This window comes from Myxococcus sp. MISCRS1 (assembly GCF_026626605.1).
Lineage (GTDB): Bacteria > Myxococcota > Myxococcia > Myxococcales > Myxococcaceae > Myxococcus > Myxococcus fulvus.
Genome location: NZ_JAPNKB010000001.1, coordinates 7,388,068 through 7,409,299 on the forward strand (window position 1 = coordinate 7,388,068; position 21,232 = coordinate 7,409,299).

Here is a 21,232-nt window from a genome sequence, read left to right on the forward strand (position 1 = left end):
CCTGTCACTCCCAGAGGTTGATGGACTTCGCGGACCGCACGAAGGCGCGCACCGCGTCCATGTCCTTGATGCCCGGGGCCGACTCCACCCCACTGGCCACATCCACTCCGTAAGGCCGCGTCGCGCGCACCGCCTCCGCCACGTTGGAGGGCCTCAGCCCTCCCGCCACCAACACCGGCACGCCGCTGCCCGACACTCCCGCCACCAGCGACCAGTCGAACCCCACGCCCCCACCGCCGTACCCCGGCGCCGCCCCGTCCAGCAGCAGCCCCGTCACGTCGCCCACCCCCACGTACGCCCGCGCCCGCGCCACGTCATCCGCGCCGCGCACCCGCAGCGCCTTGATGACCGGCACCCCGAACCCCGAGCAGGCCTCCGGTGGCTCGTCCCCATGGAGCTGCACGGCCGTGAGGCCACACTCCGTCACCGCCCGCCGGATGTCCTCCGCCGCCGCGTTGACGAACACGCCAATCAGCGCCCCCAGGGGCGGCCGCGTGCGCCCGAGCTTCGCCGCCGTGGCCAGGTCCAGATACCGGGGGGAGGGCGGATAGAAGTTGAGCCCGAGCGCGTCCACCCCCGCGTCCCACGCGGCCCGAGCATCCTCGAGCCGCGTCACGCCACACACCTTCACCCGGACACTCACGGCGGCGTGCCTTCCTGTCCGAGCAGCCGCGTGAGCGCCCGTCCCGGCTCCGCGTCGCGCAGGAGCGACTCGCCCACCAGCACCGCGTCGGCGCCGGCCTCTCGCGCGGCGACCAGTTCCGTCACCGACTTGAGCCCGCTCTCCGCCACGAGCACGCGGGCCCGCGAGCGCAGCCTGGGCATCACCCGCAGCGCCGTGCCCACGTCCGTCTTCAACGTGGCCAGGTCCCGGTTGTTGATGCCCACCAGCTCCGCGCCCGCCGCCAGCGCCCGCTCGGCGTGCGCCTCCGTGTGCGCCTCCACCAGCGCGGCGACGTTCACCGCGCGCGCCGTGGCCAGCATCTCGCGCAGCTCACCGTCCTCCAGCGCATCCGCGATGAGCAGCACCGCGTCCGCGCCCCACAGCGCGCTCTCCTCCACCTCGCGCGCCGCGACGAGAAAGTCCTTGCGCAGCACCGGCACCGACACCGCGGCTCGCACCGCGACGAGGTCCTCCAGCGCGCCTCCGAAGTCCGGCCCATCCGTCAGCACGCTGATGGCGCTGGCGCCCGCGGCCTCGTAAGCCCTCGCCACTGCCACCACGTCCGCGTGCGGAAACGCCCCGCCAGACGGACTCTTGCGCTTCACCTCCGCGATGACGCTCACGGGACGCCCGGCTGCTCGTCGCAGCAGGCCGCCCGCGAAGTCACGCGGCTCGGGACGGGGGCGCGGCGACAGGGGAGGCCGCTCCGCCAGCTCCCGTCGCTTGCGCGCCATGATGAGGTCCAGCGTCCCCGGCGCGACCGGAGACGACGTGCTACCGCGCTGGCCCCCGCTCACGACACGGCCCCATGGATGAGCGAGGCGAGCTTGCGCGACGCCGCGCCCGAGTCGATGGCGTGCTCCGCCTTCTTCACGCCCTCGCGCAAGTCGTTCGCTTGCCCGACCACGACGAGCGACGCCGCCGCGTTGAGCAGCACCGCCGTGCGCAGCCCGGAGCGCTCACCGTCCAGCAACGAGCGCAGCCGCTTCGCGTTCTCGTCCGCGTCACCGCCAGCGATGGCCTCGCGCGGCACCACTTCGAGCCCCGCGTCCTCGGGCCTCACCGTGAAGCAGCGCACGGTGCCGTCCTCGCGCAGCTCCGCCACCTCGGTGGGCGCGCAGGGCGAGATTTCGTCCAGCCCGTCGTGGCCATGCACCACCCACGCGCGCCGACTGCCCAATCGCCCCAGCACTCGCGCCGTCTGCTCCACGCGCTTGCCGTCGAACGTCCCCAACAGCTGATAGCGCGCGCCGGCCGGGTTGGTCAGCGGTCCCAGCAGGTTGAACATGCTGTGGAAGCCCATGTCCCGCCGGGCCTGCGCCACGTGCTTGAGCGCGCTGTGATGCGAGGGCGCGAAGAGGAACCCCACGCCGTATTCGTCGATGTCGAGCGCGACGCGCTCATGCGGCCGCTCCATGGACACACCCAGCGCGGCGAGCACGTCCGCGCTGCCGCACCGACTGGAGACCGCGCGGTTGCCGTGCTTGGCCACCGTCACCCCCGCCCCGGCGGCCACGAAGGCCACCGCGGTGGAGATGTTGAAGGTGTGCGCGCCGTCCCCGCCCGTGCCGCAGGTGTCGAGCACCACCTGCGCGCGCGGAGACAGCTTCGCCGCGCAGGCCCGCATGGCCTCCGCGGCGCCGAGGATCTCGTCCTCGGTCTCACCCTTCATCTTGAGCGCCGTCGCCAGCGCCCCCACTTGAGCAGGCGAAGCCTCGCCCGCGAGCATCAGGCCCATGACCCGGGCCATCTCCTCGCGGGTGAGGTCGCGCCGGCCCACCACCTTGCCCAGCGCTTCCTTGAGGGTCATCGCGCGCTATCCCAACCGCACGACTTCACGGCCCATGGCCTGTGCAATCGCCCGCACTTCGTTCATGGACTTGTCGAACTCGGAGAAGTCCAACGACTGGGCGCCGTCCGACTTCGCGCGCGGCGGGTCGGGGTGCACTTCCACGATGATGCCGTCGGCGCCCACCGCCACCGCCGCCCGCATCATCGCCGGCACCGCCTTGCGCACGCCGATGCCGTGCGAGGGGTCCACGAAGACAGGCAGGTGCGACAGCTGCTTGAGCATGGGCACGGCGTTCAGGTCCAGCGTGTTGCGCGTCATCGTCTCGAACGTGCGGATGCCGCGCTCGCAGAGGATGACCTGGGTGTTGCCGCGCGCGACGATGTACTCGGCCGCCATCAACAGCTCCTTGATGGTCGCGCTCATGCCGCGCTTGAGCAGCACGGGCTTGCGCCGCTCGCCCACCGCCTCCAGCAGGCTGAAGTTCTGCATGTTGCGCGCGCCAATCTGGAGGATGTCCGTGGCGTCCGCCACCGCGTCCAGCGTCGCGGTGTCCTTCACCTCGGTGGTGACGAGCAGGCCCGTCTCCTGGCGCGCCTCGGCCAAGAGCGCGAGGCCGTCACCCTTGAGGCCCTGGAACTCGTAGGGGCTGGTGCGCGGCTTGAACGCGCCGCCGCGCAGCATGGTGGCGCCCGACTTCTTCACCGCGTGCGCGGTCGACAGAATCTGCTCGCGCGACTCCACCGAGCACGGCCCGGCGATGACGTGGAAGGACGCGCCGCCGATGGTGAGGTTGCCCACGCGCAGCTGCGTGTCGTCCGGCTTCACCTCACGGCTGACGAGCTTGAACGGCTGGGAGATGGAGACCGCGTCCGCGACGCCGGGCAGCACTCGGAAGGGTTCGGGCTCCACCGCGCCGGGGTTGCCGGTGATGCCGATGGCCGTGCGAGTGCCCCCTGGAATCGCGTGCGGTTGCCAGCCACGGCGGCGGATCTCGTCGTTCACACGCTCGATGTCCTGGGCCGTCGCGTCTGGTCGCATCACGATCAACATGGGGTAACCCGCCTTCTCTCCACTCAGGTGACGCCGGGAAGCCCGGCGTTTCGAGGCTCTTGCATGTGGCGCCTCGCCTCCCAGTTCTGCACAAGTGTTCGCTCCCGAGCAACCCGGACGACGGTACTGGTTGCGGCCCGCGCGCTCGCCGCACCAGCATGGAGGGGAGCCAGCGTGGATGTGGGAGAGCGCGTGTCGAACCCGGACGTCATCGTCGTGGGCGCGGGTCTCGCGGGGCTGGCGTGCGCGCGAGCGCTCGTCCAATCCCGCTTGAAAGTGGTGGTCCTGGAAGCCGGGGATGCTCCCGGTGGCCGCGTCCGCACGGATGCTCATGAGGGCTTCCTGCTGGACCGTGGGTTCCAGGTGTACCTGACGGCCTACCCGGAGGGGCGGAAGCTGCTCGACCTGGAGGCGCTGCGGCTGCGGCGCTTCATGCCGGGCGCGAAGGTGTGGCGACAGGGGAGGCTGTGCACGGTGGCGGACCCGCTGCGTCAGCCGGTGACGGCGCTCTCGCACCTGCTCGACGTGCCCGGGACGTTCGGCGACAAGCTGCGTGTGCTGGAGCTGCGGCAGCTCTCGCGCTCGGGCGAGGACGAGGACGTGTGGCTGCGTCCCCAGCGCACCTCGCGGCGCTACCTGGAGGAGCTGGGCTTCACGGAGGAGATGGTGGAGGGCTTCCTGCGGCCCTTCCTCGCGGGCGTCTTCCTGGACCGCTCGCTGAACACGTCCAGTCGCTTCCTCGAGTTCGTCTTCCGGATGTTCGCCTCGGGCGAGGCCGGGGTGCCGGAGCAGGGGATGGGGGTGATTGCGGAGCAGCTCGCCGCGAAGCTGCCTCCTGTCGCGCTGAGGAGGCATGCACCCGTGGCCGATGTGTGGGGCCACCGGGTGCGACTGGAGGACGGGGAGATGCTGGGGGCGAAGGCGGTGGTGGTGGCCACGGACCCGCTGGCCGCGGCGCGGCTGCTCCCCGGGATGCCGGTGCCGATGATGAACGCGGTGACGTGTCTGTACTTCGCCGCGCCGGAGCCGCCGGTGGAGGGGCCGTGGCTGCTGCTCAATGGTGACGGGAAGGGCGTGGTGAACAACGTCGCGGTGATGAGCGAGGTGTCGCCCGCGTATGCGCCCCCGGGACAGGCGCTCGTGTCCGTGTCGGTGCTGGGCGTGCACTCGGATGAGGCCGCGTTGCGCGAGCAGGTGTGCGTGGAGCTGGCGGAGTGGTTCGGCGCCGCGGTGGCGGACTGGCGGCACCTGCGCACGTACTCGCTGCCGTTCGCGCTGCCGGCGCAGACGGTGGCCGCGCTGGAGCCGCCGCATCGGCCGGTGCGACTGTCACCGGGGCTCTACGTGTGTGGTGACCACCGGGACAGCGCGTCCATCCATGGCGCGCTCGGCTCGGGGCGGCGCGCGGCGGAGGCGGTGCTGCTCGACATGGGGTTGTGATGGGGTGGGCTCGCGCGGCGAAGCATCCCTGCGCGATGCGCCGCGAATGGTGCGAGTGAACGCGAAGGTGCCGCGCGGAGAGCACACCATGGAGGCGCGCCCGGCTCTCCAGCGCATGAAGCCACCGTCGGTTGTGAAGCAAGCCGCCGCGCACGTCAGCCGCGCGCGGCGTCACGGACCTCGCTTCAGCGAGCGCCCTTCTTGCCCTTGCGCTTCGTCGCCGCGCGAGCGGTCTTGGCCTTCGCCTTGGACGCCTTGGGCTTGCCCGAAGTGGAGCGCTTCGCGCTGACCGCGGTGCCCCGGCGCTTGCCACCGGTCCGCTTGCTCGTCGCGGTGGGACGCCGACGCTTCGCGGCCTCCTCCGTGCGCTCCGTCCGGGCCACCTTGGCGGCCTGCTTCCCACGCGCCTTGCCGCCCGCGGCCTTCTTCGCCCGCGCCGTACCGGCCTTGCGCGCGCCCTTGCGACGCGCACCCTTGCGTCCGCCGCTCGTGGCCGCGGTGGCCTCCGTCGCGGGGGCCTCGCTCACCACGGGCGCGGGCGCCACCTCGACCGCGCTCACCACCACCTCGGCCTGCACGGGCGCCGCGCTGATGACGGGCGCTGCCGCACGGGCCCTCCGAGTCACGCTCCGACGAGGACCGGGAGTCGCCACGCGCCGGGCCCGCGCCGACGCGCCCAGGAGGCTCTGCGCCTCACCGGCCTCGTCCGCCCACTGCAGCGGGAAGTCGTCCGCGGTGAGCGGGCCCGAGGCGAGCAGCAGCGGCGCCGCCAGCTCGTCCGCGCCCGAGGCCACGGCGGCCATCGCGGTGACCAGGCTCAGCGTCGTGGGCGTCGCTCCACCCAACGGATAGAGCGCCACCGAGCCCATGTCGTTCCAGCCGACGACCAGGTAGCGGAAGGACTCCGGGTAGCGCGCGCGCAGCGTGCTCAGCACCAGCACGAAGGCATTGAAGCCACCGTCGTCGAAGCGCACCAGCCACTGGTTGCCGAGCGGCTGACGCACGCGACGGTGGGGCTTGCTGAGCTCCGCGCGGACCACTCCCTGGATGGCGGAGCGGACAGAGGCGTCCGCCGTCGGGAGGATGTCGCAAGTGAAGACGGCGAAGGAGGTCTGGGACATCCAGCCATCATTCCCTATCGCTCACAAGGCTGTCTAATTGTGCGCCGGCGAATCGCGCGAAAGGCGGCGAAAGGACCCTCCCGCGCCCGGTGCCCGAGGACCTCCACCCGTCGCGAGTGGAGGCCCTTTCACCCCAGTACCGTGCCCTAGCTCGCGGCCTGCGCCGGGGCCTCCGGCTTCGGCGCGTCGGGCACCGGCGCCTTCACCGCCTGCCCCGCCACCTGCGTGAGCAGCGTCGTCAGCCGGCGCGCGAAGCGGTTCGGGTCGGAGATGGTGCTGCCCTCGGTGAGCAGCGCCTGGTCATGCAAGAGCTCGATCCACTCGGCCACCTGCGCCTGGGCCGGGTCCTGGGCGTGGAGCGTCTTCAGGTGCTCGATGACCGGATGCTTGGGATTGACCTCGAGGATGCGCTTCACCCTCGGCATTCCCTTACCCCGCTGCTGCAGCAGCCGCTCCAGGTACGCGGGCGAGCCGCCCTCGGGGACGACCAGGCACACCGGCGAGTCCGTGAGCCGGTCCGACACGCGCACCTCGCGCACCGAGTCCTGCAGCACGTCCTTCATCCGCGACGTGAGCCCCTTGAGCCCCTCGCTCTTCTCCTCGTGCTCCTTCTTCTGCTCGTCCGTGGACTGCAGCTTCAGGTCCGCCTGGAGCGCGGACACCAGGGGCTTGCCCTGGAACTCGCGCAGGCCCTGCGCCGCCCACTCGTCCACCGGGTCCGTCATGAAGAGGACCTCGTAGCCGCGCTGCTTGAGCGCCTCCAGGTGCGGGCTGTCCTCCACCGCCTTTCGGGACTCGCCGTAGATGTAATAGAGCGCCTCCTGGCCCTCCTTCATCCGCGACACGTAGTCCGCCAGGGACGTGAGCCCCTCGTCGCGCGAGCTCTCGTAGCGCAAGAGGCCGCCGACCTTGTCCTTGTGCTCGGCCTCGGTGGCCAGCGCCTCCTTGAGCACCGTGCCGAAGGCCTTCCAGAACGTCGTGTAGTCCTCGGGCTTGTCCTTGGCGAGCTTCTCGAGCAGGTCCAGCGACTTCTTCACCACGTGCTTGCGGATGGCGCGCACCACCTGCGAGTCCTGCAGCAGCTCGCGCGACACGTTGAGCGGCAGGTCATCCGAGTCGATGACGCCGCGCACGAAGCGCAGCCACTGCGGCACCAGCTCCTCGCAGCGGTCCATGATGAACACGCGCTTGACGAACAGCCGCACCCCGCGCTGCTGCTGCGCGTTCAGGTCGAACGGCGGGTTCTTCGGCAGGAAGAGCAGCCCGGTGAACTGCTGGTTGCCGTCCGCCTTGAAGTGCGTCCACGCGAGCGGCTTCTCCCAGTCGTGCGTCAGGTGCTTGTAGAACTCCTGGTACTGCTCGTCGGTGATGTCCGACCTGGAGCGCTGCCACAGGGCGCTCGCCTTGTTCACCACCTCCAGCGAACTCTCCGTCTTCGCGTCGTCCCCCGTGCCCGTCGTCTTGGTCACCTGGAGCTTGATGGGGTGGCCGACGTAGTCGGAGTACTGCGTAATCAGCGAGCGCACGCGCCACTCGTCCAGGAACTCCTTCTGGTCCTCCTTGAGGTGGAGGATGACGGAGGTGCCCCGGGCCGCGCGCTCGGCGGGCTCCACGGTGAAGGTGCCGTGCGCCTCGGACGTCCACTTCCACGCCTGGCTGTCCTTGCCGGCGGCGCGGCTGACGACCTCCACGCGGTCGGCGACGAGGTACGCGCTGTAGAAGCCCACGCCGAACTGGCCGATGAGCTGCATGTCCTTCTGGCCGCGCTGGGTCATCGCCTGGATGAACTCTCGCGAACCGGAGTGGGCGATGGTGCCCAGGTTCTTCACCAGCTCGTCGTGCGACATGCCGACGCCGGTGTCCTCGATGGTGAGGGTGTTCTTCTGGGCGTCCGGGATGATGCGCAGCTCCAGCTCCGGCGCGTCCGCGAGCAGCTCCGGCTCCGTAATCGCGCGGAAGCGCAGCCTGTCGAGCGCGTCCGAGGCGTTGGAGACCAGCTCCCGGAGGAAGATCTCCTTGTGGCTGTAGAGCGAGTTGATGACCAGGCTGAGGAGCTGGTTGATCTCCGCCTGGAAGGCGTGGGTTTCCCGCTGGGGGGAAGCGTCGACGGTCATGGGTTCAAGGCCTCCGGGGCGCCCCGTGTGGGCGCGAAGCGTCGTCTCCCCATAACCATGCAAACCGGCCTGTCGAGGGCCGTCGCCCGAATGCCCCCGGCGGGCCCGGCGCTGGACGGCCAGGCCCCCGGGTCGGCCCTCGGGAGGGCTAGAGGGGAGGGTAGATGGGCGGGTAGTTGTAGCCGAAGTTGTTGTCCCAGTACGTCTGCCCGTTCACCTCGTACCGGATGTAGTACAGCGGCGTGCCGGACACGGCCGGGATGCGCGCCTGCCAGCGCTCCACGCCGTACGCGTTGGGGCTGGAGATGTACGCGTAGCCCACCGAGTAGCCGGGGACGAAGGACGCGGCGACCTCGTGGGACGTGGCCCAGTTGTCCGTCGTGTACACCACCGTGACGCTCTTGGTGTAGGCGAGGTTCTTCACGTCGATGCCGATGTCCACCTCACCCGTGGGCTGCCAGTAGCTGCTGCCCACCAGCACGTTGGCCCGCGGGAGCAGCGGCCCGTTGGTGCGCACCAGCTGGTAGTTGGCCCCGCCGTTGTTGTCCCAGTACGTCTGGCCATTCACCGTGTACTTCGCCACGAACTCCAAGTCCCGCGTGGGCTGCGGGGACGTGCCCCAGCTCTGGTACTGCCGCGTCACCTTCCACAGCTCGTGGCCCGCGCCCGCGTCGCCCGCGTAGCTGGCCGCCAGGTCGAGCCACGTCCCGTCCGGCTGCTTGTCATGGATGGCGACCTGCTTCTCGTAGGCCAGGTTCTTCACCACCAGGAGGTAGGTCACGTCCTGCCACGTCTGCCCATAGCGGCTGCTCACGGTGCTCACCGCCTTGAGCAGCCGCACCTCGTCCGTCGCCAGCGCGGAGGAGGAGAACAGCCCCACGCACAGGGCCACCAGCAGCCCCGGCAGCGCGCCCCGGCGGGACAGGGGGTCGGTTCGAGTCGTCGTCATGAGAAGTCCTCGCGTGCCCGGGTTGAGGGGCACCTGGGTTGCCCGGGAAATCCAGGCTTGCGCATGTTGTCAGCCGGCTCCGACGCGCGCCGCCAAACCGTCGTGGCTGGAATGTTCCGATGCGTACAGGAGCACGGGAGCGCTGGGAGGGGGCGCGACGTTGGGGTAGGGAAGGGCCATGAACCGAACCCTCCTGTCCGTGCTCGGTGCGGCGATGCTGTCCGGCTCCGCCCTCGCCGCCGAGCACGCCGCCGCCCCCGCCGCCCTGCCCGACGCCGCCGAGCTGCAGCGCCTCACCGCGCGCTTCGCCCCGGTGGAGCTGAAGGTGGACTTGAAGGCGCTGCCCGCCAACGAGCGGCAGGCGCTCGCGCGCATCGTCCAGGCCTCGCAGCTGATGGACGCGCTCTTCCTGCGCCAGCGCTGGGCGGGCAGCGAGACGGTGCTGCTGGGGCTCACGCGAGACGACTCGCCGCTGGGCCGCGCGCGCCTGCACGCGTTCGTGTTGGACAAGGGCCCGTGGAACAGCCTGGACGAGGGGCGGCCGTTCCTGCCGGGTGTGCCCGCGAAGCCGGAGGCCGGCAACTTCTATCCGGCCGGCGCCACCAAGGAGCAGGTGGAGGCGTGGGTGAAGTCGCTGCCGGAGGCCCAGCAGAAGGAGGCCACGGGCTTCTACACCACCATCCGCCGGGGCACCGACGGCAAGTTCGTCTCCGTGCCGTACAGCATCGAGTACCAGGGGGAGCTGGCCGAGGCCGCGCGCCTGTTCCGCGAGGCCGCGCAGCTGACCAAGCAGCCCACGCTCAAGGCGTTCCTGGAGTCGCGCGCGGACGCGTTCGGCTCGAACGACTACTACGCGAGCGAAGTCGCGTGGATGAAGCTGGACGCGAGCATCGAGCCCACCGTGGGGCCCTACGAGGTCTACGAGGACGGCTGGTTCAACTACAAGGCCGCGTTCGAGGCCTTCGTCGGCCTGCGCGACGACGCGGAGACGCAGAAGCTCGCGAAGTTCAGCGACCACCTGCAGGACCTGGAGAACCACCTGCCCATCGACGCGAAGCTGCGCAACCCGAAGCTGGGCGCGCTGGCCCCCATCCGCGTCGTCAACAGCCTGTTCTCCGCGGGTGACGCCAACCGGGGCGTGCAGACGGCCGCGTACAACCTGCCCAACGACGAGCGCGTCACGGAGGCCATGGGCTCCAAGCGTGTGATGCTCAAGAACGTGCAGGAGGCCAAGTTCCAGCGCGTGCTGGTGCCCATCGCCAAGGTGGCGCTGTCCGCCAAGGACCAGCAGGACGTGGCCTTCGACGCGTTCTTCACGCACATCCTGATGCACGAGCTGATGCACGGGCTGGGGCCGCACAACATCACCGTGGGCGGCAAGGCGACGACGGTGCGCCAGGCGCTCCAGGTGTCCTCCAGCGCGCTCGAGGAGGCCAAGGCGGACATCTCCGGCCTGTGGGCGCTGCAGCGGCTGATGGACACGGGCGTCATCGACAAGGCGATGGGCCGCACCATGTACACGACGTTCCTGGCCTCCGCGTTCCGCTCCATCCGCTTCGGCATCGACGAGGCGCACGGCAAGGGCGTGGCCCTGCAGCTCAACCACTTCCTGGACACCGGCGCGGTGAAGGTCGCCCCCGACGGCACCTTCTCCGTGGTGCCGGAGACGATGAAGAAGTCCGTCACCTCGCTGACGAAGCAGCTGATGGAGATTCAGGCCAAGGGTGACCGCAAGGCGGCCGAGGCGCTCCTGGCGAAGATGGGCGTGATTCGTCCGCCGGTGCGCAAGGTGCTCGAGCGGCTCAAGGACGTGCCGGTGGACATCGAGCCGCGCTACGTCACCGCGGAGGAACTGGTGCGCGAGGCCTCCGCCCCCGCGGCCGACGCCGGCGTGCGGAAGTAGCCACGGCCGACGGCCCGCTCGCCGCGCCGGGGTGCTTTCCCGTGCGCGGCGGCGCCGTCATCCCCATGAGTCAGGTGAGATGGAGACCACGGCCCGTCATCGCGCACCACCGCTCGGCCCCTGGGGCGTCGTCATCGCGCTCGTCATCATCGGCGCGTGGGGCGCGCACCTGACGTGGATGCTGATGTCCCCGGGGTGGCTGCCCCTGGACTCGCCCCTCACGTGGATGCACGTCGCCTTCCAGGCGTGGCTGTGCACGGGGCTGTTCATCACCGGCCATGACGCCATGCACGGCACGGTGGCCCGGCAGGGCTGGGTGAACGAGGTGGTGGGGACGCTCGCCTGCTTCCTGTTCGCGGGGCTGTCCTACCGGCGACTGGTGCTGAACCACCACGCGCACCACCAGAACCCCACGGGCGACGACGACCCGGACTTCTCCGCCCGCACCCAGTCCTTCTGGCCGTGGCTGGGGACGTTCATGGTTCGTTACACCACGCTGCCGCAGCTGGGGGTGATGGCGGCCAAGTTCAACATCCTCGTCTTCCTGGGCGTGTCCCAGCCGCGCGTGCTCGTCTTCTGGGTGGTGCCGGCCGTGCTGGGCACGTTGCAGCTGTTCTACTTCGGCACCTACCTGCCGCACCGGCGCCCGGACACGCCGGACATGGCGCCGCACCACGCGCGCACGCTGCCGCGCAACCACGTGTGGGCCATGCTGTCCTGCTACTTCTTCGGCTACCACTGGGAGCACCACCAGTCCCCCGGCACGCCCTGGTGGCGACTGTGGCGCGTCAAGGATGCTCGCGCCGTGCCGCAGCGGGCGGGCGATGTAACGGCCGGGGACGCTGGGCCGTTATAAAGGGTCATGAGCGACAAGCCGCCCGTGGAGCCGCCCGGCTCCGAAATCACCTCCGAACGGCTCTACCTGCGCCGCCGGGACTTCCTGCGCAACGCGGGCCTGTTCACGGGCACGGCCGCCGCCGTGGCGGGGGGCCTGTACCTGCTCACCCGCAAGCAGCGCCGCTTCATGGACGCGTATGTCCCCGACGCGGGCGCCGTCACCGGGCCGGTGGTGAAGGCGAAGGGTGAGTTCGACACGGACGAGCCTCGCACCCCGTACGAGGACGTCACCACGTACAACAACTTCTACGAGCTGGGCCTGGACAAGAACGACCCGGCGCGGCTCGCGCATCACCTCAAGCCCCGGCCGTGGACCGTCACCGTGGACGGGGAGGTGCACGAGCCGAAGACGGTGGACATCGACCAGCTGTTGTCCTGGTTCACGATGGAGGAGCGCGTCTACCGGATGCGCTGCGTGGAGGCCTGGTCCATGGTGATTCCGTGGCTGGGCTTCCCGCTGGCCGCGCTGCTGTCCCGGGTGAAGCCCACCAGCCACGCGCGCTACGTGACGTTCACCACGCTGATGGACCCGGAGCAGCTGCCCGGACAGAAGCGGCCGGTGCTGGACTGGCCCTACCTGGAGGGGCTGCGGCTGGACGAGGCGATGCACCCGCTGACGTTCATGGCCATGGGGTTGTACGGCAAGCAGTTGCCGGCGCAGAACGGGGCGCCGCTGCGGCTGGTGGTGCCGTGGAAGTATGGGTTCAAGGGGGGCAAGTCCATCGTGCGCATCTCGCTCACGCGCACCATGCCGCTGACCACCTGGAACATGGCGGCGCCGCACGAGTATGGCTTCTACGCCAACGTGAACCCCGCGGTGTCCCATCCGCGCTGGAGCCAGGCCACCGAGCGGCGCATCGGCGATTTCGAGCGCCGGCCGACGCTGCCGTTCAATGGCTATGGCGAGCAGGTGGCGCACCTCTACGCGGGCATGGACCTGCGCGAGAACTTCTGACGCCATGGCCTCGTCTCCTCATCCGTGGCTGAACCCCGCGCTCACCGTGGGCGGGCTGTTGCCCCTGGCGCTCCTGGCCGTGCAGGGACCGCTGGGACAACTGGGGCCCAACGCCATCGAGGCGGCGCTCAACCAGACGGGGCTGCTCGCGCTGGTGATGTTGCTGGCGTCGCTGGCGTGTACGCCCGTGCGGCTGCTCACGCGGTGGACGTGGCCCGCGCGCGTGCGCCGCACGCTGGGGCTCCTGGCCTTCACGTACGCGTGCGCGCACCTGCTCACCTACGCGGTGCTGGACCAGGGGCTGGCGTGGCGGGCGCTGGGGGAGGACGTGCTGAAGCGGCCCTTCATCACCGTGGGCTTCACCGCGTGGGTGTTGCTGGTGCCCTTGGCCGTCACGTCCACGAACCGCTGGGTGAGGAGGCTGGGCTTCCCGCGCTGGCAGCGCCTGCACCGGCTGGCCTACGTGGCCGCGGTGCTGGGCGTGGTGCACTTCGTGTGGCGGGTGAAGCAGGACGTCACCGAGCCGCTCATCTACGGCGCGGTGCTCGCGCTGCTCTTCGCGGTGCGCGTGGGTGAGGCGATGCGAAAACGCCGGGCCCGCGCCGCTGCGGCGGCCCGTACCCCGGCGTGAGGTGAGGGCGGCTCGCCCGTCGTGCTGCTCGCGAGGTCTCGGGAGGAAGGCGTCCACCCGCTGAAGGGTTCGCGCTGCTTCAGTGGCTCGGAGCCTGACGCAAGGGCGGCTCGCCCGTCGTGCTGCTCGCGAGGTCTCGGGAGGAAGGCGTCCACCCGCTGAAGGGTTCGCGCTGCTTCAGTGGCTCGGAGCCTGACGCAAGGGCGGCTCGCCCGTCGTGCTGCTCGCGAGGTCTCGGGAGGAAGGCCTCCACCCGCTGAAGGATTCGCGCTGCTTCCGTGGCTCGGAGCCTGACGCAAGGTCGGCTCGCCCGTCGTGCTGCTCGCGAGGTCTCGGGAGGAAGGCCTCCACCCGCTGAAGGGTTCGCGCTGCTTCCGTGGCTCGGAGCCTGACGCAAGGTCGGCTCGCCCGGTGTGCTGCTCGCGAGGTCTCGGGAGGAAGGCGCCCACCCGCCAAGGGGCTCGCGCTGCTTCTGCGGCTCGGGCTCCGTCGTGAGGACGGGGCCCCAGGTGCTACTTGCGCGGCAGCGGGAGGATGGTGTCCACCAGCGTCATGAGCTGTGCGCAGCTCACCGGCTTGCGGACGAAGGCGCTGATGCCGGCCTTCTGACCCAGCGCGCGCACCTCGGCGACGTTCGGGTCACCCGTCATCATCAGGATGGGGACCTTGGCCAGCCGGGGGTTGGCGTTGGCGCGAATCTGCGCCGCGAAGTCGGCGCCGTTCATCCCGTCCATGTGGAAGTCGGTGAGGATGAGGTCGATGCCCTCCGCCTCGGCGACCTTCAGTCCCTCTTCGGCGGACTCCGCCTCCAGGAACTCGAAGTTGCGCGCCATGAGGTAGATCTTCAGCAGCGTCCGGATGGAGCGGCTGTCGTCCACCAGCAGCACGCGCTGCGGCGCGCCGCCCGTCGCGGTCCGGCTTCCACCAGGGCGCGCCGGGTCCGTCGTGGTGCGGTTGGGAACGGGCTCTGGGGAGGGAAGGGTACCGGCCTTCATCGGATCACGACCTCAGGTGGGGCTGTCCCCCTGCAGACCCAAGCATGTTGACGGAAGGACATGGCGAAGTCAAAGCACCGTCCTTCCTCTCTTTTTTCCCGATGTGGGGCGTCGCACACCCTTGCGCGCCACGAGGTGGGGCTCAGGGGACCTCAAGCACGAAGGCCTGACTTTCGACGCCCGGAATCCCGATGCTCGCCGCCAGCGGCGGGGCGAGCTCGTTGGGGACCCGCCACGTCTGCCCCGTGGATTGGATCAGCACCACGGAGTAGCGGCCCTTCGGCAGCCCGTCCAGGCGGGCCGGGGCGGCCGCGTCGCTGGCATCCAGGGCGATGGGCTGCACGGCCACCTGGAGCTCCGCCAGGGGGACGGGCGTCATCCGCGGCTGGCCGTTCTCATCCGTCAGCGCCGCGAGGATGGGGTCCATCACCAGCCCCGCCGCGAGCACCACCAGGTCCGGCCTGCCGTCACGGGTGCCGTCGGCGCGCAGGTAGTCGATGCCGTCCGCGTCGAGGACGCTGTCGCGGTCCTTGTCGTTGTCCTCGAGCAGGCCCGGCTCATCCGCCAGCTTGCGCACCACGACGCGCGGCCAGACATCCGGCACCCCGTCGCGGTTGGCGTCGTCCGGCACGCCGTCGCGGTTGGCGTCCACGTAGCTGACGAGGAAGGCCTTGGGCCGCTGCGTCACCGGGCTGGCCTCCACCACCTGCGGCGTCAGCCGCAGCACCTTCATGGGCCCGCCCGCCGCCAGGGTGTTGTCTCCGCCGCCGGCGACGGTGACCTGGAAGGCGGGCCGGTCCACCGGCACCTGCGCGGTGGCCTGCGAGAAGCTCACCGTGACGTTGGTGAGCGGCTGCGGATGGCCCTCCTCGTCCTTGGTGACCTCCAGGACCAGCGGCTGGCCGTTGGTCAGGTCCACCGCGGCGCCGCCGATGTCGCCCGTGTTGGGCTCGCTGGTGACGCCGTACCAGGGGTTGAAGTCGGGGACGTGGCAGGGCGTGACGCCCGTCGCGCAGGTGTCCACGTCGATGAAGCCGCGCAGCATGTACTTGCCCGCGCCCACCAGGCTGAACGCGAAGGGCGCGGTGAAGGGGCCGGGCGAGTGGGTGCCGAGCGCCGGGCCGAACAGCTGTGCCGCGGGGATGACGGTGAAGGCCACCGGACGACCGCTGCCCTGGGGCGGCGGCAGCGGGCGCTTCTCCACGTCGTAGAGGAACACCACCGCGTTGCCCCGGAGGGTCGACTGCACGACGAGGCTGCCCTCGATGCGGGCGGTGTGCAGGGCCTGCTGGCCGTCCGCCGTGGGGACCACGGACGGGGACTCACAGCCCAGCACGAGCAGGGACGAGGCGAGCGCGACGAGCGCGGAGTGCTTGAACGAGGAGGTGCGGCTCATGGAGTCACCGTCAGCGTCGCGTAGACGCGCCGCTCGATGCGGTTGCCGAAGGGGTGTTGGGAGTGCGCGGCGCCCAGCTGGCTGCCGATGAGCGCCACGTCCACCAGGTTCTTCACCGCCGTGTAGCCCACGCGCGCGTTGATGATGGTGTGGGCGCCCAGCGGGTTGGAGGCCAGCTCGATGCGGGTCGGGTCCGCCGCCGCGGGCTCGCGCTCAATCCAGGTCGTGGACGAGGTGTAGGCCAGGTCCACGCCGAACTCGAGGTCCGCCTGGGTGCGGTAGGTGACGCCGCCGTACAGCTTGAGCTGCGGCACCTGGCTGCACGGGCCGCACTCCGCCTTGTCCTCCAGGTCCGAGGAGACCGTCTGGAAGGCGGCGCTCGCCTTGATGCCCAGGCCGTCGATGAGGGCCAGCGTGAGGCCGGCTTCCGCGCCGCGCGCGGTGTAGATGGAGTCCTCGTTGACGAAGCGCGAGCGGCCGATGAGGTAGTTGCCCGTGGCCGCGTCGTAGGACTCGCCCACCGGCAGCCGCTCGAAGTTGGACAGGCCGATGAGGTCCTTCACCCGGTTCTGGTACAGGGCCACGTCCCAGTCCATGCCCAGCTCCGCGGACTCGCCGCGCCAGCCCAGCTCGAAGGCGGTGAGGCGCTCGGGGCGCAGGGCCGTGTTGCCCGTCGTCAGCGCGCTGGCGCCGTTGACGCCCTGCACGGGGACGAGCAGCCGCGTGTAGCTCTCCAGGAACGTGGGCTCGCGGAAGGCGGACGCCGCGCTGATGCGGAACGCGTGGCCCTCCACGGGCATGAACAGCGCGGACACGCGCGGCGAGTGCGCCAGGCCCGGCGAGCCCCCGTCCAGCAGCGGGTGCCGGTCCACGCGGTAGCTGGCGATGAGGCGCAGCGGGTCCGCCAGCCGCCACTCGTCCTGCACGAAGGCGGCGGCGTGGACCTCCTCACGCAAGGGGCCCAGGTAGTCCCAGCCCACGCGCTTGAGGCGGCCCTCCACGCCGACGTTGAGCTGGTGCTCGCCGCCCAGGTGGAAGGCGCGCGCGAAGAGCAGCTCCGCGTTGAACAGGTTGGAGCTGACCTCCGTGCCCAGCGAGCGCTGACCGATGGGCTCGTACTGGGGACCGGCGCTGCCGGAGATGTGGTTCCAGAACGTCTTGAGCTTCAGCGGCCCCAGCTCCACGTCGCCCTTGGCGTACGCGTTGAGGCCGTCCATGAAGTAGTTGCGCAGAAGGCCCAGCGGATAGATTTCCGTCGCGTAGCGGTGCACGCCGCCGGACAGGCCCACCGTGCGGCCCTCCGCGAAGCTGTACACCGTGGACAGCGTGGCCCGGGCCCCGCGCATGCCGATGTCCGGGTCCGGGTCCCTGAGCACGATGTCCGGCCGGTCGCTGGCGTAGTCGCGGCTCCACTTGTCCGCCTGCGAGTACGCCACCGACGCGCGGTAGCGCAGCGCCCCGGAGCTGCCGTGGCTCAGGAACGAGCCCGCCACGCTGTGGCCGGTGCCGCCCGTCACGGTGAAGCGCGCGCGGGGGCCGGAGCCGGGGGCCTGGGTGATGATGTTGATGACGCCCAACATGGCGTTGGCGCCGTAGAGCGCGCTGCCCGGGCCGCGGATGACCTCGATGCGCTCGATTTCATCCAGGCCGATGGGGATGGACGACCAGAGCGTCAGGCCGAGGAAGTCCTGGTACTCGGTGCGGCCGTCGACGAGCACGAGCACCTTGTTGGCGATGCGCTGGTTGAAGCCGCGCATGGACACGTTGGCGCTGCCGATGCCCAGCGACATCACGTCCGCGCCCGGCACGCGCCGCAAGAGCTCCGGCAGGCTGGTGGCGCCCGACAGGCGGATGTCCTCCGCGGTGATGACGGTGGTGGCGTTGGGCGCCTCCAGCGAGGACTGGGCGCGCCGGCTGGCCGTCACCACGCGCTCCTCGTAGGGCACCGCGCCGTCGTCGCCCGTGGCCGCCTCGGACACGCCGGGCAGCACGGAGGGCACGTACGTGGAGGGCGCGGGCGTCGCGGGGCCCGAGGGCATGGACTCCGCGCGCTCGATGGCCTTCTCCAGCCGCTCCAGGAGCCCCGCCAGCTGCTGCTGGGACTGGACGCTCGCGGGCGGCGGCGGCATGGGCAGCGCGGAGGTGTCCGTCGCGGCGGCGGCCTCCGCCTCGCGCTGCTTCGCCTCCAGCGCCGCGACGGTGGTCTCCACCGTGGCCGCGTCGGGCGGGTTGCTCGCCAGGTAGCGCCGGTAGGTCTCCAGCGCCTCCGCGGAGCGGCCCGCGTCCTGGTACGCGCGCGCGATGTTGAAGAGGACGTTGGGGTGCGGCTTGATGGCGTACGCCTGCTCCAGCTCGGCGATGCCCTGGTCGTACTCCTTCCGGGCGATGAGGCTCATGCCGGTGCGGAAGTGACGACGGGCTTCCAGGCGTGCGTCCGCCAGGGCCTGCGACGCGCAAAGACACAGCGCCACGAGGCCCACTCGACGAAGGGATTTGAAGTGTTTCACTAGTAGGGGTTGTCCTTGAAATTGTCGCGCGACTCAGCGGGCCGCTGGGGGCGGGCCGGCGCAGTCGGCTTCTTCTTGAGCCTGTGGCGGATGGTCTGTTCGGTGCCGGTGCCCTCGGCCTTCACCGTGAGGGGCTGGTAGCCCTCCAGCGTGAAGGTCAGATCCGCGCTCGCCCTGCCTTCACCGTCCTGCCGCACCTTGTACGTCACGGGGGTGACACCCAGGTCCTTGTTCCCCGCGCGGACGCGGGCGCCCATGGGCTCGCTCTCGATCTTGAAGAGCACCGAGGGCGCGTTGCCGGGCACCAGCGGCGCCAGCGCCAGGTCGTCGTCCACGGCGACGGCCGTCGACCCCGGGGGCGCCTTCTCGGGCGCGGGGGGCGCCTTGGGCGCCATGGCCTGGGTGGGGACGGCGTTGGCCGGCAGCGGCTTGAGCTTGGGCTCGCGCATCATCATGGCCACCGCGAACAGCCCGCCGCCAATCACGATGGCGCCGCCGAGGATGGCCAGGGGCAGCAGCAGGCCCTTGCCGGACTTCGCGGCGGGCTCCTCCACGGCGATGTCCAGCGCCATGGTGCTGGGGCCGGAGCCGGCGGCGTTCACCGGCCCGCTGATGGGGCCGCTGCGAGGACCGCTGCCGGTGCCCGTCAGGCGCGGGCCGCTGAAGACGCCGCTGACGCCCACCACGTGCGACAGGCGGCGCATGGCCTCCAGCACCTCGTCCATGGACTGGTAGCGCTCGGAGGGAATCTTGGCGAGGCACTTCATGACGAGCGCCTCCACCTCCGCGGGCACGCCATGGCTGGCCCAGACGGCGCCGAAGGCGGGAGGGGGCTCGTTGATGTGCTTGACGATGACGTCGATGCTCTGCGCGGCCAGGAAGGGCGGCTGGCCCATCAGCATCTGATAGAGCACCACGCCCATGCTGTACACGTCGCTGCGCGGGTCGGCGACGTTGCGCGCCTGCTCCGGCGCCATGTACTGCGGCGAGCCCAGGATGATGCCCGCCTGGGTGAGCGACGTGTCCTGCGGCACGTCCGCGTCGCCGATGAAGGACTTCACCAGGCCGAAGTCGAGCACCTTGACGATGTCGTGGTCCGTCTCCTGGTTGAGGACCATCACGTTGGCGGGCTTCAGGTCGCGGTGGATGAGGCCGACCTTGTGCGCCTCGCGCAGCGAGCGGGCGATCTGCTGCGTGATGTTGAGCGCGCGCGCCCACGGCAGCGGGCCCACCTGCGTGAGCAGCTGGCCGAGCGTGAGCCCGTCCAGGTACTCCATCGCGATGTAGTAGATGCCGTCGTCCGTCTTGCCGTAGTCGATGACGGTGACGGTGTTGGGGTGGCGCAGCTTCGCGGTGACGCTGGCCTCCAGGAAGAAGCGCTTCTGGAAGCCCGGGTCCTTGCCCTCGTCGTTGTAATGGGGATTGAGGACCTTCAGCGCGACCAGCCGGTCCAGCGGCGCCTGCACCGCCTTGTAGACGCGGCCCATGCCTCCGGCGCCCAGGGTCTCCAGGATGCGGAAGCGCTCGTTGAGGACGCGCCCCAGCAGCGGATCCACCATGTCGGGCGGCGCGCCATTCGTCGGGGCGTTGTTTTCAATCATGTCTGCCCCCACCGACCGGGAAGGCACACGACGCTCCGGTCGAACATGCGTGCGGATGCTAACACCGCAATCGTCCACTGCCCAAGCGACCTGCCAGGTTGGCGCAGTGCATCAACGGCCGAGAAACCGGCCCGGGCGCCGCAACGTCCGGCACCGGACACGCGGCCGGTGGATCAGCCGGCAGACGCGGACTGGGGGGCGGGAGCGTGAGCGACTCGGAGTGTGGAACAAGGTTTTCGGGATTTCATGAAGCCTCCGCGAAGAGGGTGCGCGCGGTTAGGGTGGCGGGATGAGCGTCCACCTGACCGAGTTGCTTTCCAGCGCGCCCGCCTACCCCCGGCGGGTGGTGTGCATGACGGAGGAGACGACGGAGGTGCTCTACCGCATCGGCGCGGGGGAGCTGGTGGTGGGGGTGTCTGGCTTCACGGTGCGGCCGCCGGAGGCGCGCAAGAAGCCCCGGGTGTCGTCGTTCCTGGACGCCAACTTCGAGCGCATCTTGGAGCTCAAACCGGACCTGGTGTTGGGCTTCTCCGACTTGCAGGCGGACCTGGGCCGCGAGCTGTGCAAGCGGGGCGTGCCCGTGTACCTGTTCAACCAGCGCTCGGTGGCGGAGATCCTCCAGTCGGTGCGGCTGACGGGCGCGCTGGTGGGGCGCGCGGAGGCGGCGGAGAAGCTGGCGGAGGAGCTGACGGCGAACCTCACGCGCCACGCGGACGCGGCGGAAGCGCTGCCGCGCCGGCCGCGCATCTTCTTCGAGGAGTGGCACGAGCCGCTCATCTCCGGCATCCGCTGGTGCTCGGAGCTGGTGGAGCTGGTGGGCGGCGAGGACGTGTGCCGCGAGTCGCGCGCGTCGCAGGGCGCGAAGGGGCGCATCTTCGAGCCCGAGGAGGTGGCGCGCAGGAACCCCGACGGCGTCATCGCCAGCTGGTGTGGCCGCAAGGCGAAGCGGGACAAGATTGCCGCGCGTCCGGGCTGGGAGAGGGTGACGGCGGTGGTGGAAGACCAGCTCTACGAGGTGAAGAGCAGCCTCATCCTGCAGCCGGGCCCCGCGGCGTTGTCGGACGGCGTGGAGAAGCTCGCGCGCATCGTCTCGGCGATTGCGCGCGGGGAGAAGCTGCCCGTGCCGAAGGGCGCGGACCTGCGCGGCGGATGACGGAAGTCCGGACGCCGCGTAGGGGGCGGGCTCCCTCGATGGAGGGAGCCGGTGCGACAGTCGA

General features: G+C 70.6%; 17 protein-coding genes. 6 read left to right on the plus strand and 11 right to left on the minus strand.

Features of this window, described 5'->3' with window-relative positions; all coding sequences use genetic code 11:
• Positions 1-4: 4 nt before the first annotated feature.
• The 4 genes from OWM54_RS29430 to aroF are packed head-to-tail and all read right to left on the minus strand — an operon-like array spanning position 5 to position 3,506.
• Positions 5-643: a phosphoribosylanthranilate isomerase gene (locus tag OWM54_RS29430; RefSeq protein WP_267699656.1), complete on the minus strand. Its 639-nt coding sequence runs from the start codon at positions 641-643 to the stop codon at positions 5-7.
• A complete protein-coding gene (locus OWM54_RS29435; protein ID WP_223748394.1) occupies positions 640-1,398 on the minus strand; it encodes an indole-3-glycerol phosphate synthase TrpC in 759 nt (252 codons plus the stop codon). The genes OWM54_RS29430 and OWM54_RS29435 overlap by 4 nt, the downstream gene beginning before the upstream one ends.
• 59 nt (positions 1,399-1,457) lie before the next feature.
• Positions 1,458-2,474, minus strand: a complete 1,017-nt coding sequence (gene trpD / locus OWM54_RS29440) for an anthranilate phosphoribosyltransferase (protein WP_046715902.1) — start codon at positions 2,472-2,474, stop codon at positions 1,458-1,460.
• A 6-nt stretch (positions 2,475-2,480) separates the two neighbouring features.
• On the minus strand, positions 2,481-3,506 hold the full coding sequence (gene aroF, locus OWM54_RS29445; protein WP_046715901.1) for a 3-deoxy-7-phosphoheptulonate synthase: 1,026 nt from the start codon (positions 3,504-3,506) through the stop codon (positions 2,481-2,483).
• A 174-nt stretch (positions 3,507-3,680) separates the two neighbouring features.
• Between aroF and OWM54_RS29450 the strand changes: the two genes are divergently transcribed.
• Positions 3,681-4,946, plus strand: a complete 1,266-nt coding sequence (locus OWM54_RS29450; protein ID WP_408889319.1) for an NAD(P)/FAD-dependent oxidoreductase — start codon at positions 3,681-3,683, stop codon at positions 4,944-4,946.
• A 185-nt stretch (positions 4,947-5,131) separates the two neighbouring features.
• Here the strand turns inward: OWM54_RS29450 and OWM54_RS29455 are convergent, their stop codons facing one another.
• The 3 genes from OWM54_RS29455 to OWM54_RS29465 all read right to left on the minus strand — a co-directional run bounded on the left by OWM54_RS29455 (position 5,132) and on the right by OWM54_RS29465 (position 9,130).
• Positions 5,132-6,067, minus strand: coding sequence for a hypothetical protein (locus OWM54_RS29455; RefSeq protein WP_267699657.1), 936 nt, complete (start codon positions 6,065-6,067; stop codon positions 5,132-5,134).
• Between the two features lie 146 nt (positions 6,068-6,213).
• Positions 6,214-8,181 carry a molecular chaperone HtpG gene (gene htpG, locus OWM54_RS29460; RefSeq protein ID WP_267699658.1) on the minus strand — a complete coding sequence of 656 codons (1,968 nt, stop codon included), beginning with the start codon at positions 8,179-8,181 and terminating at the stop codon, positions 6,214-6,216.
• Positions 8,182-8,329: 148 nt separating this feature from the next.
• Positions 8,330-9,130 (minus strand): carbohydrate-binding protein, encoded by an 801-nt coding sequence (locus tag OWM54_RS29465; RefSeq protein ID WP_267699659.1) that lies wholly within the window; start codon positions 9,128-9,130, stop codon positions 8,330-8,332.
• Positions 9,131-9,308: 178 nt separating this feature from the next.
• Here OWM54_RS29465 and OWM54_RS29470 point away from each other — a divergent pair, with 178 nt between their 5' ends.
• The 4 genes from OWM54_RS29470 to OWM54_RS29485 all read left to right on the plus strand — a co-directional run bounded on the left by OWM54_RS29470 (position 9,309) and on the right by OWM54_RS29485 (position 13,516).
• Positions 9,309-11,033, plus strand: a complete 1,725-nt coding sequence (locus OWM54_RS29470; protein ID WP_267699660.1) for a dipeptidyl-peptidase 3 family protein — start codon at positions 9,309-9,311, stop codon at positions 11,031-11,033.
• A gap of 79 nt (positions 11,034-11,112) precedes the next feature.
• Entirely contained in the window at positions 11,113-11,889 is a 777-nt protein-coding gene (locus tag OWM54_RS29475) for a fatty acid desaturase (RefSeq protein ID WP_267699661.1), read from the plus strand.
• Between the two features lie 6 nt (positions 11,890-11,895).
• Positions 11,896-12,885: a protein-methionine-sulfoxide reductase catalytic subunit MsrP gene (gene msrP, locus OWM54_RS29480; protein WP_267699662.1), complete on the plus strand. Its 990-nt coding sequence runs from the start codon at positions 11,896-11,898 to the stop codon at positions 12,883-12,885.
• Positions 12,886-12,889: 4 nt separating this feature from the next.
• Positions 12,890-13,516 carry a sulfite oxidase heme-binding subunit YedZ gene (locus tag OWM54_RS29485; RefSeq protein ID WP_267699663.1) on the plus strand — a complete coding sequence of 209 codons (627 nt, stop codon included), beginning with the start codon at positions 12,890-12,892 and terminating at the stop codon, positions 13,514-13,516.
• Positions 13,517-14,028: 512 nt separating this feature from the next.
• On the opposite strand, the gene OWM54_RS29490 is transcribed toward OWM54_RS29485, so the two are convergent.
• The 4 genes from OWM54_RS29490 to OWM54_RS29505 all read right to left on the minus strand — a co-directional run bounded on the left by OWM54_RS29490 (position 14,029) and on the right by OWM54_RS29505 (position 20,015).
• Positions 14,029-14,511, minus strand: a complete 483-nt coding sequence (locus OWM54_RS29490; protein ID WP_046715893.1) for a response regulator — start codon at positions 14,509-14,511, stop codon at positions 14,029-14,031.
• Positions 14,512-14,653: 142 nt separating this feature from the next.
• The gene (locus OWM54_RS29495; RefSeq protein ID WP_267699664.1) at positions 14,654-15,907 is read right to left on the minus strand and encodes a hypothetical protein; all 1,254 of its coding nucleotides are present in this window, start codon (positions 15,905-15,907) and stop codon (positions 14,654-14,656) included.
• The gene (locus tag OWM54_RS29500; RefSeq protein WP_267701177.1) at positions 15,904-18,372 is read right to left on the minus strand and encodes a TonB-dependent receptor domain-containing protein; all 2,469 of its coding nucleotides are present in this window, start codon (positions 18,370-18,372) and stop codon (positions 15,904-15,906) included. The genes OWM54_RS29495 and OWM54_RS29500 overlap by 4 nt, the downstream gene beginning before the upstream one ends.
• A gap of 41 nt (positions 18,373-18,413) precedes the next feature.
• A complete protein-coding gene (locus OWM54_RS29505) occupies positions 18,414-20,015 on the minus strand; it encodes a serine/threonine protein kinase (protein ID WP_223748403.1) in 1,602 nt (533 codons plus the stop codon).
• Positions 20,016-20,304: 289 nt separating this feature from the next.
• Here OWM54_RS29505 and OWM54_RS29510 point away from each other — a divergent pair, with 289 nt between their 5' ends.
• The gene (locus OWM54_RS29510; RefSeq protein ID WP_267699665.1) at positions 20,305-21,168 is read left to right on the plus strand and encodes an ABC transporter substrate-binding protein; all 864 of its coding nucleotides are present in this window, start codon (positions 20,305-20,307) and stop codon (positions 21,166-21,168) included.
• Positions 21,169-21,232 lie beyond the last annotated feature (64 nt).